This is a genomic window from Blautia sp. HCP3S3_D9 (assembly GCF_052063845.1).
Lineage (GTDB): Bacteria > Bacillota > Clostridia > Lachnospirales > Lachnospiraceae > Blautia_A.
The window spans coordinates 1-15227 of the sequence record NZ_JBQHWS010000035.1 but is presented as its reverse complement, the minus strand read 5'-3'; the positions used below and the strand labels follow the sequence as shown (position 1 = coordinate 15227).

Genomic DNA, 15227 nt, shown 5'->3' with positions numbered 1-15227 from the left:
CGCTGTTTTTAAAGAAGCGCAAGGGTGGAGTCCAGAGGAGGGACGGCGCTTTCCGTCCTTCATCTGGGAATCTTTCTCTGGGAACCTTCCGTCCGGAAAGTTTTCCCTTATTTTACTTAAAATATTCCACACCAGATTCAAATATCTTGATATCTTGTTCTCCATAGATATTAATAGCAACTCCGTCTCCACGACGTTCGCTGTGAGCCATCTTACCAAGGATACGTCCATCCGGACTGGTAATGCCCTCAATGTTCATATAAGAACCATTGACATTCCACTCCTCATCGACACTAAGCTGTCCATCCGGTGTAACATACTGTGTTGCAACCTGTCCATTTGCAAACAGTTTTGCAAGCCATTCATCATTTGCGACAAAACGGCCTTCACCATGAGATGCCGGGTTACAGTAAACACCACCAAGCTGTGCTTTCTGCAGCCATGGAGATTTATTACTTACAACTTTTGTATAAACCATCTTGGAAATATGACGTCCAATGGTATTGAATGTCAGTGTCGGAGAATCTGCCTTCTGTCCGCAGATTTCGCCATACGGTACAAGACCAAGTTTGATCAGCGCCTGGAAACCATTGCAGATACCAAGTGCAAGACCGTCACGCTCATTGATCAGTTTCATAACCGCTTCTTTGATCTTCGCATTCTGGAACGCAGTTGCAAAGAATTTCGCAGAACCATCCGGTTCATCACCTGCGGAGAATCCGCCCGGGAACATAATGATCTGTGCCTGATCGATTGCTTTCTCAAAAAGCTCTACAGAGTCATGGATATCCTCTGCTGTCAGGTTCTTGAATACTTTTACATCCACTTCCGCACCTGCGCGTTCAAACGCACGTGTACTGTCATACTCGCAGTTTGTTCCAGGGAATACCGGAATAAATACACGAGGTTTCGCAACTTTATTCTTGCATACATAAATGCTGTCTGCACGATAAAGCTTCTCATCTCTGTCAGCCGCCTCTTTATCATTCTCAGAAGAAACTGTCTTAAATACTTTTTCCAGAGTACCTTTCCATACATTTTCAGCTTCGTCTACAGTGATCACTGTATTTCCATAGGAGAAGTTACCGTCAGCAGTTACTTCACCGATCACTGTATAAGTGATGGAAAGCTCACCAACCTTACCATCCGGAACTTCCAGAATGATATCGCCAAATCCAGGTGCAAAGAAATCTCTAGGATCAAGATTATGCTCTATCTTCACTCCCATGCCATTACCAAATGCCATCTTCGCAACAGCTGCTGCAATACCATGACGGTCAAGTGCATAAGCAGAAACAACCTTGCCATCCTGCATATCTTTATGAAGTTTCTCATACTGATCCATGATTCCTGCATAATCCGGCAGATCATACTGATCCTTCGGTGCACGAAGCCATACCAGTTTGTTTCCTGCTTTCTTTAATTCCGGTGTGATCACATCCTGGATCTTCGCAACGTCAACAGCGAAAGATACCAGTGTCGGAGGTACATCAATATCATTGAATGTACCGGACATACTGTCCTTACCACCGATGGATGGAAGTCCGAATCCCATCTGTGCTGCATAAGCACCGAGAAGTGCTGCGAAAGGCTGGCTCCATCTCTTAGGATCTTCTGTCATACGGCGGAAATATTCCTGGAATGTGAAACGGATCTTCTTATAGTCACCACCTGTAGCCACGATTCTGGCAACAGACTCTGTCACTGCATAAGCAGCTCCGTGGTATGGGCTCCAGGAGGATAAATATGGGTCAAAGCCATAGCTCATCATGGTTACAGTATCTGTTTTACCATTCTGTACCGGAACCTTGGCAACCATAGACTGAGTCTCTGTAAGCTGATATTTACCGCCGTATGGCATAAATACGCTGCCTGCTCCGATAGAACCGTCGAACATTTCCACAAGTCCCTTCTGAGAGCATACATTTAAGTCTGCCAGAGTTTCCATCCATTTAGCTTTTACATCAGCTACATCCGGGCGTTCTTCAAAGAGGTTGCCTTCTTTGTTCGGAATTTCTACTTCTACAGTTGTCTCCTGATGTGCACCGTTAGTGTCAAGGAATGCACGGGAAATATTTACGATTTCTTTTCCTCTCCATACAAGTACCAGACGAGGATCCTCTGTTACAACTGCAACAGGAATTGCCTCCAGGTTTTCTTCATTTGCATAGCCAAGGAAAGTATCTACATCTTTCGGGTCAACTACTACAGCCATACGTTCCTGAGATTCGGAAATTGCAATCTCAGTTCCGTCAAGACCTGCATATTTCTTCGGAACCTTGTCAAGGTCTACTCTAAGACCTGCTGCCAGCTCACCGATTGCAACGGAAACACCGCCTGCACCAAAGTCATTACATTTCTTGATAATATGGCTGACTTCTTCACGGCGGAACATACGCTGGATCTTACGCTCAGTAGGAGCATTACCTTTCTGAACCTCAGCACCACACACTTCGATAGAAGCTTCTGTATGAACCTTGGAAGAACCGGTAGCACCACCGATACCGTCACGTCCTGTACGTCCTCCAAGTAAGATAATGATATCTCCCGGATCAGAATTCTCACGGATTACTGCGCGTCTGGGAGCAGCACCCATAACAGCACCGATCTCCATACGTTTCGCTACATAGTTAGGATGGTAAACTTCTTTTACATAACCTGTTGCAAGACCGATCTGGTTTCCATAGGAGCTGTAGCCATGAGCTGCGCTTCTTACCAGTTTCTTCTGCGGAAGTTTACCCTTGAGAGTTTCTTTTACAGAAACAGTAGGATCTGCTGCACCTGTTACACGCATTGCCTGATATACATAAGTACGTCCTGAAAGCGGGTCACGGATTGCACCGCCAAGGCAGGTAGCTGCACCACCGAATGGTTCGATCTCCGTCGGATGATTGTGTGTCTCATTCTTAAAATTGATCAGCCATTCCTCTTCCTTGCCGTCTACGTCTACAGGAACTACTATACTGCAGGCATTGATCTCATCAGACTCTTCCTGATCTGCAAGTTTACCTTCTGCTTTGAGTTTCTTCATTGCCATAAGAGCAAGGTCCATCAGGCAGACAAATTTGTCTTTGCGGCCTTTGTAGAGTTCTTCTCTGTCCGCAAGATATTTGTTATAAGTATCTACGATCGGTGCTTTGTAATCACCTTCGTCAAATTTTACATCTGTCAGTTCTGTGGAGAATGTTGTGTGACGACAATGATCGGACCAGTAAGTATCCAGTACACGGATCTCTGTCATGGACGGATCACGTTTCTCTTCTCCGTTAAAATAATGCTGGATATGCTGGAAGTCTTTGAATGTCATAGCCAGATTTAAGGAGTCATAAAGTGCCTTTAATTCTGCCTCCGGCATGTCCTTGAATCCGTCAAAAATCTTTACATCTTCCGGCTCCGGGAATACAGTTACCAAAGTTTCCGGTTTCTGAAGTCCTGTCTCACGGGAATCTACAGGGTTAATGCAGTGATGTTTGATGGCATCAAATTCCTCATCTGTAATGGTTCCTTCGATCACGTATGTTGTCGCGGAACGGATGATCGGCTGTGCGTTCTCATCCAGGAACTGTACACACTGAACAGCGGAATCTGCTCTCTGGTCAAACTGTCCCGGCAGGAACTCTACGGAAAAGATATGAGAGCCTTCTGCTGCCTCAAAATTCTCCAGATATAAATCATCTACAGGTGGCTCTGCAAAAACAGTTTTGCATGCTTTATCAAAAACTTCATCAGAAATATTCTCTACATCATAGCGGATCAGCACACGTACTGCTGTTACGGATTTAATTCCCAGATAGCTGCTGACCTCATGTTTTAATTCCTTTGCCTGTACAGCGAAGGCCGGTTTCTTTTCTACATAGACACGTCTTACGTTACTCATAATAAATAGAAACTCCTTTCTTCTTGTGTATCGTACTTTTCTGTTTTCGGTACATCAACTTCCACAACTATTCCCGCTGCATTTACCCGGTCAATCGGGCAAAATCATCCATTTCATCATTTGCCCATAAACAGATAATTGCTGACACAGCTTGAATATTTGCTTTTTATATAGTATCATAGGATACATCATTAGTAAAATTAATATATCTTATATTTTTTATTAATATTATTAATATATCACTGTTCACTCCTCTAGATAACACTACTGCTTCTCCTTCTATAAAGCATGTTTGATATTGTAATGAAAGGATTTTTTATATGGACATTAACCTTGAATTATATAAAGTCTTTTATTATGTAGCTACTACCCTGAGTTTTTCCGAAGCCTCCCGCCAGCTCTTTATTTCCCAGTCAGCGGTCAGCCAGTCGATCAAAACTCTGGAAAGAAAACTGAACCACCCTCTTTTTATCCGAAGCACAAAAAAAGTTCTGCTGACTCCGGAAGGGGAACTCCTGCTTCAGCACGTAAAACCTGCACTGCAGCTTCTGGATGAAGGAGAGTCTCTTCTCTCCGGAGATAATCTGCTGAAAGGTCAGCTGCGCATCGCAGCCAGTGATACGATCTGCCGTTATTTTCTCATTGATTATCTGCAGAAATTTCACCAAACTTATCCTGATGTCCGCATTAAGGTAACAAACAGCACATCTATCGGATGTGTGGAACTTCTTGAGAAAGGACAGGCAGATCTTATTGTATGCAACTATCCCAATTCCAGACTGGGCAGTCATTTTCAGACCCGTGTGTTAAAAGAATTTCAGGATGTATTTGTTGCCAACACAGATTATTTTCCTGTACACACGGTCCAGACGGAACTTGAAGAACTTCTGCAATATCCAATCCTGATGCTTTCTCAGAAAAGTACCACCAGTGAATATCTGCATGAAGCATTTACTGCCCATAATCTCAAACTGCTGCCGGAAGTAGAACTAAACAGCAATGATCTGCTCCTGGATTTGGCTCGAATCGGGCTTGGTATCGCCTGTGTCCCGGACTATACGCTGAAAGAAAACGATCAGCTGACTCCATTGACATTAAAAGAGCCACTGCCCGGACGCCAGCTCGTACTCGCACAGCACGACAATCTGACAGTTTCACAGGCTGCAGAACGTTTTATTGAAATGTTTGTTTCTGTATAGCTCTTCAAAAGATATACCATAAAAATCAAAGAAGCGCTCATTTCGAGTCAAAACAACGATTTGTATAATCTTGTTTCTCACCGAATGAGCGCTTCTTATTATTTCTTCTATTCTACCTTTGAGTCAGAATTCTCTGCCTTATTTTGGCATTGCTGCTAATGCGTCAGTAATATACTGATTATCGATCGCTGCAAAGAAACCACCGTCTGCTTTTGTCGCATAATCCATGTCGATCGGCATCTTTCCAAGTACCGGAACCTTCAGCTCTGCTGCGATCTCGTCGATATGGCTCTCACCAAATACCTTGATCGGTTTGCCGCAGTCTGGACATTTCACATAGCTGTAGTTCTCTACGATACCAAGTACCGGGATCTTCATCATTTCTGCCATGTTAAAGGCTTTCTTTACGATCATCTTAACCAGATCCTGAGGGGATGTTACAATTACGATTCCCTCGATTGGCAGAGACTGGAATACTGTCAGCGGAACATCACCGGTTCCCGGAGGCATATCTACAAAGAGATAGTCTACATCACCCCAGATAACATCTGTCCAGAACTGTTTTACCATATTGGCAAGAACCGGTCCTCTCCAGATTACCGGAGTATCCTCTGTTGGAAGCAGAAGGTTGATGGACATTACTTTAATTCCGTTTTTGGTGATCATCGGATAAATGCCTTCATCGTTTGCCATTGCTGCACCTTTTAATCCATACATTTTCGGAATGGATGGTCCTGTGATATCTGCATCCAGAATACCTACTTTGTATCCCTGTGCTGCCATCATATTTGCCAGGGAACCAGTTACGAAGGATTTACCAACGCCGCCTTTTCCGCTGACAACTCCGATCACATGTTTTACATTTGAGTGGGCGTTCATTTCTGCCAGTAAGCTCTGTGGCTTCTTGCTTGAACAGCCTTCACAGCTTGATTTGTCACATGATGTGTTGCTGCATTCTTTTGCCATAGTTATATTCTCCTTTATCTTTACGCACTCATCGTACGTATTTTACTTCTCATCGTGGTTACCTTTTTTCAGAAATATCTGAAAAAGCAGCCAATCACAGATCATAGCAGTTTGTTACAATTTATTATTTCATAAATCTGTCAATCGCAATCTCAAGTTCCTTGATCGCGTCTTTGTCACCGTGCTCCACCGCATCTACAATACAGTGTTCGATATGGTCCTGCAGGATAATCTTACCTGTATTATTAATAGCTGATTTCACTGCAGAAAGCTGTATCAGAACTTCACTGCAGTCTCTTCCATCCTCTATCATACGTTTGATTGATTCCATATGACCGATTGCCCTTGAGAGACGGTTCAATACTGCCTTAGTATGCGCATGGCTGTGATGATGTACATGCTCCCCATGAGAATGTTCAACTACAGTTCCATCCTCCAGCACATGTACATGCGTCTTTTGTTCTTCGCTCATAACATTCTCCTTTCTGCCTCTGAACATGTATATCTGCAGATCACGTAAATTTCTCTGTCTGTCGTGCTGCATAATCTGCCTCACTGACTATCATTTTCGATCAAACAGTTCCTTACAGCGTAAATAATATTATACCACATTTATCAAATTTCTGTAAAGGAACATCTCTGTTTTATTTGCGAAGTCGTAATATCAAAAATGATCGTTCCATCCTCCAGCACTGTTTTCTCGTAGGAAACCTCTTTTCCTTTAAATTTATTCTTAATATACTCCTCCGGATCATCCAGCTCCAGCTCTTCCACAAAGACATCCCGCATCTGATTGCGCGGACATTTATTAAAAATTTCCCAGATCAGTTCATATTCTTTCATTGTTTTCCACTTTCCTTCTCAGCTTATTCGTCAAATTGCACAGATTCTATTCATTTTCTAAAAAACCAGTCTGGAATAATTATAATTATTTTTATATTTTTTGTCAAAACAAATTGCATGAAAGCAATTTATAGCGTATCATTAATATAATTACCAAAATCGTTAATGGTACTGATAACAGAACCCTGTGCAGTATCACCCACAAAATTACATATATAAAGGAGAGAAATCTATGAAACTTTTAAAAGACCGAATTCTTAAGGATGGAATTGTAAAACCGGGGAATATTTTAAAAGTAGACAGTTTCTTAAATCATCAGATGGATATCACTCTCATCAATGAAATCGGTAAAGAATTTAAACGCCGCTTCTCTGACTGTCCTATTACCAAAATTCTTACAATCGAAGCTTCCGGTATCGGTATCGCCTGTATTGCAGCCCAGTATTTCGATGTTCCTGTAATTTTCGCCAAGAAAACACAGAGCGTAAATCTGGACGGCGAAATGTACTCCACTAAAGTAGAATCTTTCACTCATAAGAAAGTCTATGATGTAATCCTTTCCAAGAAATTCCTTGGTCCGGAAGATCATGTACTTCTGATCGATGATTTCCTTGCTAACGGATGTGCACTTCTTGGTCTGATCGATATCGTTAAAGAATCCGGTGCTACCCTTGAGGGTGCTGGCATTGTTATTGAGAAAGGCTTCCAGCAGGGCGGCCAGATCATCCGTGATATGGGAATCCGTCTGGAATCTCTTGCGATCGTTGATTCTATGACTGATGATTCCTTAACTTTCAGAGAATAATTTCTCTCCTGTTATAAAAAATTACAGAAGCAGCTGTTCGGTTCTGCTGCTTCTGTACAAAAAAGACAGAAAAGATAGGTTTTCGCTTATCTTTTCTGTCTTTTTAATTTTGTTGTTATGCTTTAGTGCCTGACTTTGATGTTGGAGTCGCTGTCGGCGTTGAACTTGCTTCCGGTGTCGGAGTTGCTTCTGGTGTTGCACTCTCCTCCGGCGTTGGGGTCGCTTCCGGTGTCGGAGTCGCCTCTGGTGTTGGGGTCACTTCCGGTGTCGGGGTCGGATCCGGTGCGATCTCATCTTCTGTATAAGTTCCATTATCTACCAGAATCTGGTAATTATCCTTATCGATCACTTCTCCTCCACAGGTAAATGTACCTACAATCTTCACACCATTATCATACTGTGAATAATCTTTTACATCCACTTTCTCACCTGTCAGGTAGTCAATCGCCATCTGTGCGCCGCCTTTTGCAAGTTCTTTACGGTCCATAAACATGGTAAATGCCATCTTACCTGCCGCAATATCTTTCACAGCCTGTGTGTCACTTCCATATCCGGTGATCATCGGCCATTCTTCACTGCCAGGCTCTAAGTTGTTTTCACTTACCACATTCTCTGCCGCATAAGCAAATCCATCATATGCTGTACAGATAATGTCCGGTGTTTTCTCCTGTGCGTAAAACTCATCAATAATGGATTTCAGCTTTGTCTCTGCAGATGCCTCACTCCATCTCATAATTCCGTTATCATCAAATGCTGTATTGCCTGATCTGCATACGAGAGTTCCATCATCCAGGTATTCCTGCATCACCTCCAGAATTCCATTACACAAAAACAGAGCACTGTTATCATCCGGAGAGCCCATAAGAAATTCAATGGTATAAGACTTCTTATCTTCTCTGGCTTTATCCAAATCCATTTTCTTGACAATCTCTTTTGCAATCTCATTTCCGATTGCTCTGGTATCATAAGATGCAAAATAATTAATATCTGCAGTGTCACGGATCAGCGTATCATAGGAAATAACCGGTATCCCCTGTTCTTTTGCAGTTTTCAGGATGTCTGTCAGGCCATATGGATCTACTGGTTCAATTACTAATGCAGAAACCTGCTCATCAATAAATTCCTGAATCTGGGAAATCTGAAGTGCAGAATCTCCGTCTGCATTTTTGACATCTGCCTTATAGCCTCCATCTGCGATCTGAGAAGTCATTGCTTCACTGTCAATCTTTGCATTGTCATCATCCTCAGAAAGGAGTACACCGATCTTTCCGGCCGGAGCTTCTGTCATTTCGTCCTCTGTAGAATCAGAATCCTCCCCATCTTTATCTGTATCTTTATCTGTATCCTTCTCTGCATCATTTCCGGATTCTTTATCTGCATCTGTATTTTCGTCTTTGGTCTCTTCACTGTCCCCGGATTTGCCGGTGCTATCAGTGTCAGAGGTCTTGTTTTCTGCTTCTACTTTCTCGCCTTCCTCTGTAACCTCACCGACACCTTCTTCTTCTACCTGGGCACTTTCATTTGCTGCCTCTTTTGCATCATTCTTTTCACATGCGGACAGGAACATGGAGGATACCATTATTCCAAGCAGAATAGCTGTTGCTCTTCTTTTCATAAATTGATCCTTTCTCTCTTTATTTGCTGCCTTTATTTATCGATTCCTTTATAATCCTTCGCAATGTTCTTGAGATAGTCACGGTAAGCGACCGCTGCTTTCTTAGGTTTCAGGATATGTACATTTCTTCCCATGGAAGCCAGCCATCCGAAAAACGCTTTATCAACTACAGTCTCCACGGTTACAGTAAAGGTATCTTCACTCTTTACCTTGCATGAAACCTCCGTTCCAAAAGCACGCTGTATCTTCTTCTTTGCCGAATTCTGGCAGAGAAGCTTGATTTCTTTTCTGTTCTCACCGTTTTTATCCGGCACCGGAGCAGTTACACGCACTACTGTACTCTGATTTTCTGCTTTGTTTTCTGTCACCGTCTGCTCTACAGGCACTTCTGGTGTGAGTTCTTTTTTTTCTGCATAATATCCGCCTGCGCGACCTCTTCTGTAATGAATTTCCATTCCAAAATCACGTAAGGTCTCCATATCATCATAGATACTCTTTCGCTCTGCACGGATTCCCTGTTCCTCTAACTTTGCCAAAATTTCCTGCATGGAAACCGGATTCTCACTGGTTGTCTCAGAAAGCATTCTTTCCAGATACAGGATTTTTCCTTTTTGATTACATGATTTCGCCATAATTATCCTCTTACAAATCTGTGGTATATATAGTCATTCGCTTCTTTTTCCTGACTGTCATCTAGTGGTGTAAGTTCTATTTCTTTTCCATATTTCTTTTCCAGCGCATGTTTAATGAGCCAGTCTGCAAGCTGCGGATTCTTCGGGAGTAATGGTCCGTGCAGGTAAGTTCCGATCACGTTCTTATATACTACCCCTTCATATCCCGACTCACCGTCGTTTCCTTTTCCATACAGGACCTTTCCAAGCGGTTTATTGTTATTAATACAGGTTCTGCCGCCATGGTTCTCAAATCCTACGATCGGCATGTCAAACAGGTCACTTTTCAATACGATATTCTCGATCAGACGACCCTCCCCCTGTTCTGTATACAGGTCTACCAGATCCAGGCCTTTCATATTTCCCTGGTCTGTTTTATAGTACTTTCCAAGCAGCTGATATCCGCCGCAGATTGCGATAACAACGCCGTTATCCTCCACATAAGCCTTGAAATCCGGCTGGATCTCCTGAAGCTTCTCGCATACGATCATCTGCTCTCTGTCTGAACCGCCGCCCAGAAGTACGATATCCAGTTTGGAAAAATCTATCTTGTCATCCAGTTCAAAAGGAATGGTCTCTGCCTCGATCCCGCGCCACTGACATCTTTTCATCAGACACTGGATATTCCCTCTGTCACCGTAAAGATTCAGAAGATCCGGATATAAATGTCCTATTGTGATTTTCATGATTTCTCGCCCTCCAGTTTCTTCAGAATGTTTCTGGTGCTGAATAAGGCTGTATAGTTTACCAGCACATACAGATTTCCCACTCCATCTTCTACTCTGTCACGGATTGCTTTCTCCACATCTCCCTCAAGGATTGACGGGATATCCACGTATTTCAGACGCAGACGCATATCCTGGCAGCGGATCCCGCTTACTGTGATAGACTTCACGGTATCATTTCCAAGGAGGTCAAAGTCAACATCCCAAAGCCATGAAATATCAGTTCCGTCCTGTGCATTATCATTGATCGCAATAATAATATCCTTCGGTGACTGATCCTGCATAACAGCTGAAATGTTCTGGTTAAATCCAGCCGGATTCTTGGCAAGGTTCAGCGTTACTCCTGTACCTTTAATACGGAACTGCTCCATACGGCCATTTTCCGGATTGAACTTACGAAGCATATCTTCGAAATGATCAGCCGCAAAGCCTGCTGTACGGACACCTGCATAAGCAGCCAGGATATTATATACATTATAAAATCCCTTATAATTGGCTACAATATGTTTTCCTTCCACATTAAAACTAAGCTGGTCTCCCACCTTTACATTCTCTGCATCGAAATTCAGATTCGGTCTTGCAAATCTGCATTTCGTACAATAATAATCTCCCAGCTGGCTGTAATGATAGAAACGATATTCCAGTTTCTCACCACAGCATTTGCAGAAACGTCCTTCACGGATCTCATTTGCCGCTGATTTGATCACCGGTTTACTGATTCCATAAGTTACATATAGATTACCGGAATCCATGGCAAGATATGCAGACAGTGCATCATCACCGTTTACAATGATCTGCATCTTAGGTACCTTGCGCATCATTTCCTCCAGAATGTTCATGGTAATGTCAATCTCCCCATAGCGGTCAAGCTGATCACGGAAAAGATTGGTCAGCAGCATATAATCCGGTTTGATCCTTGGGAAAATATGTCTGGTAGATGCCTCATCAGCCTCAATACATGCATAGTCCGCATTAATCTTACCATTCCATTTTGCAGCAAGTACAAAGGCTGCCACAACACCGTTCAGCATATTGGAACCTGTATGATTGCAGATTACTTTCTGTCCCTCAGCTTCCAATGCTGCACAAAGCATGTTGTTGGTAGTCGTTTTTCCATTCGTTCCGCAGGTTGCAAAAATGGCTTTTCGCACCTGCGAAGAAAGCTGTTCCAGGATATCCGGACAGATCTTAATTGCTACTTTTCCCGCCCAGGTTACTCCCTGCCTTCCCATTTTCTTACATACGTATCCTACAAATTTTGCTGCCCAGACAGCAATCATTACTCTTATTTTCATTGTGTATTATATTTCCTTTTATGATATGATCATTGCTATTATTATTTTGTAAAAATCATAATTACTCTTTTATTATGAATCTGAATCATTACAAATCATAATATACAATAGTACTACTCAAAATCTGTATCCCGCAAATAATCCGAACACACACCCGCAGCACCTTCCTGCATATAGTCCTGTGATTCCTTCAGATCATTTACAGTATAAATATATAATCTGATTCCCTGTTTGTCAAAAATCTTCTGCACATCCTCTGACCAGTATTTATAATAGACTGTAGCCGCCTGAATATTCTTCTCCTTACAGAATGCAGCGATCTCAGTCAGGTCATCTGTGGAATATTCCTGCCATAATGAATAAATGTAGCCAGGAAAATTGTACAGCAATGCTGTCCCTGCGAACATAGCCTGATTGTAAATCTCCGGTATGATCTGTCCCATTACCTCAGGAACACCTGCATCCTGTGCCAGTTCCATATAATCTGCATAATCCTCAAGTGTTTTCTGGTAATTTCGGACGGAATACTGCTTGGAATCCAGCATGACAAATGCATCCGGATAGTCACTCAACAGCACAAGCAGATCCTCGAATGTCATGGGAGTATATTTTCCATAAATCGGTCTACACAAAAATTCCTGCGAGGAAAGAACATTCTTCTCATCCCCCTCCCATTGTCCCAGTGACTGATTCCAGCTGTGCCGGCACACCCACACACCATCTGATGTTCTTGTCAGGTCAACTTCAAACAGCCTGCATCCCATCTGATAACTTGACAGGAAGCTCTCTTTTGAATTCAAATATGTTTTATCACCGATTCCACCCAGTGCATGCGCGATTGTTTTATAGTTCTCCCACTTAAATTCAGGAGTGGTGGCAGATAAGGAATAGACATCATTTCCCCACAGGAAAAGTGCAGCAGCCAGAAGTTCTGCCAATAGCAGAAACATTCTTATAGAATAGCCAAATCCAGATTTTTTCCCTCCAGTATTCCGGCTCAATTTATTATTCTCCCGGCAGTCATTTGTATTCCTCTTTTCTTTCGTATTTGAGTTATTTGTATACTCTACGATTTTACGCTATCTTACGTAAATAATCAAGGGCAATAAAAGGTAAAAAAAAGCTGCATATACATGGCAGAAACCATATATATGCAGTCTCATTATCGTTTGGACAAATATAAAATCGAAAATTCGGTAGAATTATACTAACTCGATCAGAACTTCCATTGCAGCATCGCCTTTACGCGGTCCGATCTTAACGATTCTTGTGTAACCACCGTTACGGTCAGCGTATTTTGGAGCGATCTCATCGAACATCTTAGCAACCATATCTACGTCTTTTGTGTTTTTCTTTCTACCAGCGCCTTTTGCCGGTACTTCTTTAACCGGGTAGAAAACTTTCATCATCTGACGACGAGCGTGAAGTCTGGAAGGAGCATCTTTCTTGATCTCTTTCTGTACTTCATCGTATACAGTTTTCTTCTTTCCGTCAACAACTTCTTTTACTCTCTTGCCTTCAGCGTCTTTACGGGCAACTTTAGCAGTTACAGTAACAGTTTCGAAGTTATCTTTTTCACGAACAGCCATAGCTACAAGGCCTTCAGCGATTTTACGGATTTCTTTTGCTTTAGCTTCTGTAGTAACAATTTTTCCATGATATAAAAGGCTTGTTACCTGGCTTCTCAGTAATGCTTTTCTCTGGTCAGAAGTTCTGCTTAATTTTCTATATTTTGCCATTTAATTTTCCTCCATCTGTGGGACAGCCGGGCACGCTTGTTCGGTCTTACTGTCCGACTGCTTAGGCATCCCCACCGTATAATATCTCTTTGCTAACTGGTTATTGTTCCCTTAGAGAACCAATAACCTGATCAATTCTTACTCTTCTGCAGGCTGAAGCTGTAAGCCCAGCTCTTTCAGTTTCGCAAGAACTTCTTCTAATGATTTACGTCCAAGGTTACGAACCTTCATCATATCATCAGAAGTCTTGTTACATAATTCTTCAACCGTATTAATGCCGGCTCTCTTCAAGCAGTTATAGGAACGAACAGATAACTCAAGTTCATCAATGCTCATTTCCAGAACTTTTTCTTTCTCATTGTCTTCTTTCTCGATCATAACCTCAGCGGTCTTTGCATTCTCGGAAAGGTCAATGAAAAGGCTTAAGTGCTCGCTTAATACTTTTGCTGCAAGGCTTACTGCCTCATCCGGATCAAGTGTACCGTTTGTGTACACATCCAGTGTCAGCTTATCGTAATCGGTTACCTGGCCAACACGAGTATTCTCTACGATCATGTTAACTCTGTCCACCGGTGTGTAGATCGCATCAACTGCAAGTACACCGATAGGCATATCATCAGATTTACCTTTGTCAGCGCTGATATAACCACGGCCTTTTGTGATAGTAAGTTCCATAGCAAGTCTGCAGTCCTTGCCGCCGTTTAAGGTAGCAATTACCTGATCCGGATTCATGATCTCGATATCCTGATCAGTCTGGATGTCTGCAGCAGTTACAACACCTTTGCCTTCACACTCGATGTATGCAGTCTTTGGCTCGTTGTCTGTGCTGTGGTTCTTAATAGCAAGGCTCTTCAGATTCATGATAATATCGCTTACGTCTTCTTTTACGCCCGGAATGGAGCTGAATTCGTGAAGCACACCATCAATTTTAACCTGGCTTACAGCTGCACCCGGCAGGGAAGACAGCATAATTCTTCTTAAAGAATTTCCAAGTGTAGTTCCATATCCTCTTTCCAGAGGCTCAACTACGAATCTGCCAAATTTTTTATCTTCAGATAATTCGGTAATCTCGATTTTAGGTTTATTAAAATCAAACACTATAGGGTTCCCTCCTTCTGGGTTAATAAAAGTTTGAGGGTATTCATTCAAATACTACAATTCAGCGGAAGATAATAATCAACCACTGAATCGTATAAATAATAGAAATATTACTAAGTAATCTCCTATATTATAATCCTATGGATTATTTGGAGTACAACTCGACGATAAGCATCTCGTTTACTGGAACGTCGATTGCTTCTCTGTTAGGAAGTTCTTTTACAGTTCCTTTTAAGTTCTCCTGATCTACGTCGATCCATTCCGGAACAAGACGTCCGCCAGTTACTTCAAGGATACCTTTGTATCTTTCAGAACCTTTAGATTTTTCTCTGATCTCGATCTGATCACCAGCTTTTACAAGGTAGGAAGGAATGTTTACACATTTTCCGTTTAC

13 protein-coding genes and 1 pseudogene are annotated in these 15227 nt (G+C 42.3%); 2 read left to right on the top strand and 12 right to left on the bottom strand.

What is annotated here, in order from left to right:
* Positions 1-112 precede the first annotated feature (112 nt).
* Positions 113-3877 carry a phosphoribosylformylglycinamidine synthase gene (locus tag ACTNES_RS08875; protein ID WP_441039136.1) on the bottom strand — a complete coding sequence of 1255 codons (3765 nt, stop codon included), beginning with the start codon at positions 3875-3877 and terminating at the stop codon, positions 113-115.
* Between the two features lie 320 nt (positions 3878-4197).
* Here ACTNES_RS08875 and ACTNES_RS08870 point away from each other — a divergent pair, with 320 nt between their 5' ends.
* Positions 4198-5076 carry a LysR family transcriptional regulator gene (locus ACTNES_RS08870; protein WP_291815427.1) on the top strand — a complete coding sequence of 293 codons (879 nt, stop codon included), beginning with the start codon at positions 4198-4200 and terminating at the stop codon, positions 5074-5076.
* 138 nt (positions 5077-5214) lie between these two features.
* Here ACTNES_RS08870 and ACTNES_RS08865 read toward each other — a convergent pair whose 3' ends face one another.
* The 3 genes from ACTNES_RS08865 to ACTNES_RS08855 all read right to left on the bottom strand — a co-directional run bounded on the left by ACTNES_RS08865 (position 5215) and on the right by ACTNES_RS08855 (position 6885).
* Positions 5215-6042: an Mrp/NBP35 family ATP-binding protein gene (locus ACTNES_RS08865; protein WP_216458953.1), complete on the bottom strand. Its 828-nt coding sequence runs from the start codon at positions 6040-6042 to the stop codon at positions 5215-5217.
* Positions 6043-6166: 124 nt separating this feature from the next.
* On the bottom strand, positions 6167-6514 hold the full coding sequence (locus tag ACTNES_RS08860) for a metal-sensing transcriptional repressor (RefSeq protein WP_216458954.1): 348 nt from the start codon (positions 6512-6514) through the stop codon (positions 6167-6169).
* A 143-nt stretch (positions 6515-6657) separates the two neighbouring features.
* Positions 6658-6885, bottom strand: coding sequence for a hypothetical protein (locus tag ACTNES_RS08855; protein ID WP_216458955.1), 228 nt, complete (start codon positions 6883-6885; stop codon positions 6658-6660).
* Between the two features lie 232 nt (positions 6886-7117).
* Here ACTNES_RS08855 and ACTNES_RS08850 point away from each other — a divergent pair, with 232 nt between their 5' ends.
* Positions 7118-7690 carry a xanthine phosphoribosyltransferase gene (locus tag ACTNES_RS08850; protein WP_216458956.1) on the top strand — a complete coding sequence of 191 codons (573 nt, stop codon included), beginning with the start codon at positions 7118-7120 and terminating at the stop codon, positions 7688-7690.
* 115 nt (positions 7691-7805) lie between these two features.
* Here the strand turns inward: ACTNES_RS08850 and ACTNES_RS08845 are convergent, their stop codons facing one another.
* From ACTNES_RS08845 to ACTNES_RS08810, 8 genes and pseudogenes are all read right to left on the bottom strand, one after another.
* A complete protein-coding gene (locus tag ACTNES_RS08845; RefSeq protein ID WP_441039135.1) occupies positions 7806-9305 on the bottom strand; it encodes a substrate-binding domain-containing protein in 1500 nt (499 codons plus the stop codon).
* Between the two features lie 32 nt (positions 9306-9337).
* Entirely contained in the window at positions 9338-9937 is a 600-nt protein-coding gene (locus ACTNES_RS08840) for a WYL domain-containing protein (RefSeq protein WP_291809760.1), read from the bottom strand.
* A gap of 2 nt (positions 9938-9939) precedes the next feature.
* Positions 9940-10662, bottom strand: coding sequence for a type 1 glutamine amidotransferase (locus tag ACTNES_RS08835; RefSeq protein ID WP_291809763.1), 723 nt, complete (start codon positions 10660-10662; stop codon positions 9940-9942).
* Entirely contained in the window at positions 10659-11996 is a 1338-nt protein-coding gene (locus tag ACTNES_RS08830) for a MurT ligase domain-containing protein (protein ID WP_291809766.1), read from the bottom strand. Before ACTNES_RS08830 ends, ACTNES_RS08835 begins: the two co-directional genes overlap by 4 nt.
* A gap of 113 nt (positions 11997-12109) precedes the next feature.
* Positions 12110-12997: a phosphatidylinositol-specific phospholipase C/glycerophosphodiester phosphodiesterase family protein gene (locus ACTNES_RS08825; RefSeq protein ID WP_291809769.1), complete on the bottom strand. Its 888-nt coding sequence runs from the start codon at positions 12995-12997 to the stop codon at positions 12110-12112.
* 201 nt (positions 12998-13198) lie between these two features.
* Complete coding sequence (locus ACTNES_RS08820) at positions 13199-13735, bottom strand: bL17 family ribosomal protein (protein WP_008707287.1); 537 nt, start codon at positions 13733-13735, stop codon at positions 13199-13201.
* Between the two features lie 138 nt (positions 13736-13873).
* Complete coding sequence (locus ACTNES_RS08815; RefSeq protein WP_291809774.1) at positions 13874-14833, bottom strand: DNA-directed RNA polymerase subunit alpha; 960 nt, start codon at positions 14831-14833, stop codon at positions 13874-13876.
* 145 nt (positions 14834-14978) lie between these two features.
* Positions 14979-15227: pseudogene (locus ACTNES_RS08810) on the bottom strand (30S ribosomal protein S4); the annotation flags it as partial.

Excerpts from the sequence above, each read along its gene's own strand:
- ACTNES_RS08835 (WP_291809763.1), bottom strand. The coding sequence starts at position 10,662 with ATGAAAATCACAATAGGACATTTATATCCGGATCTTCTGAATCTTTAC.
- ACTNES_RS08860 (WP_216458954.1), bottom strand. The coding sequence starts at position 6,514 with ATGAGCGAAGAACAAAAGACGCATGTACATGTGCTGGAGGATGGAACT.
- ACTNES_RS08840 (WP_291809760.1), bottom strand. The coding sequence starts at position 9,937 with ATGGCGAAATCATGTAATCAAAAAGGAAAAATCCTGTATCTGGAAAGA.
- ACTNES_RS08875 (WP_441039136.1), bottom strand. The coding sequence starts at position 3,877 with ATGAGTAACGTAAGACGTGTCTATGTAGAAAAGAAACCGGCCTTCGCT.
- ACTNES_RS08870 (WP_291815427.1), top strand. The coding sequence starts at position 4,198 with ATGGACATTAACCTTGAATTATATAAAGTCTTTTATTATGTAGCTACT.
- ACTNES_RS08830 (WP_291809766.1), bottom strand. The coding sequence starts at position 11,996 with ATGAAAATAAGAGTAATGATTGCTGTCTGGGCAGCAAAATTTGTAGGA.
- ACTNES_RS08865 (WP_216458953.1), bottom strand. The coding sequence starts at position 6,042 with ATGGCAAAAGAATGCAGCAACACATCATGTGACAAATCAAGCTGTGAA.
- ACTNES_RS08845 (WP_441039135.1), bottom strand. The coding sequence starts at position 9,305 with ATGAAAAGAAGAGCAACAGCTATTCTGCTTGGAATAATGGTATCCTCC.
- ACTNES_RS08855 (WP_216458955.1), bottom strand. The coding sequence starts at position 6,885 with ATGAAAGAATATGAACTGATCTGGGAAATTTTTAATAAATGTCCGCGC.
- ACTNES_RS08850 (WP_216458956.1), top strand. The coding sequence starts at position 7,118 with ATGAAACTTTTAAAAGACCGAATTCTTAAGGATGGAATTGTAAAACCG.
- ACTNES_RS08820 (WP_008707287.1), bottom strand. The coding sequence starts at position 13,735 with ATGGCAAAATATAGAAAATTAAGCAGAACTTCTGACCAGAGAAAAGCA.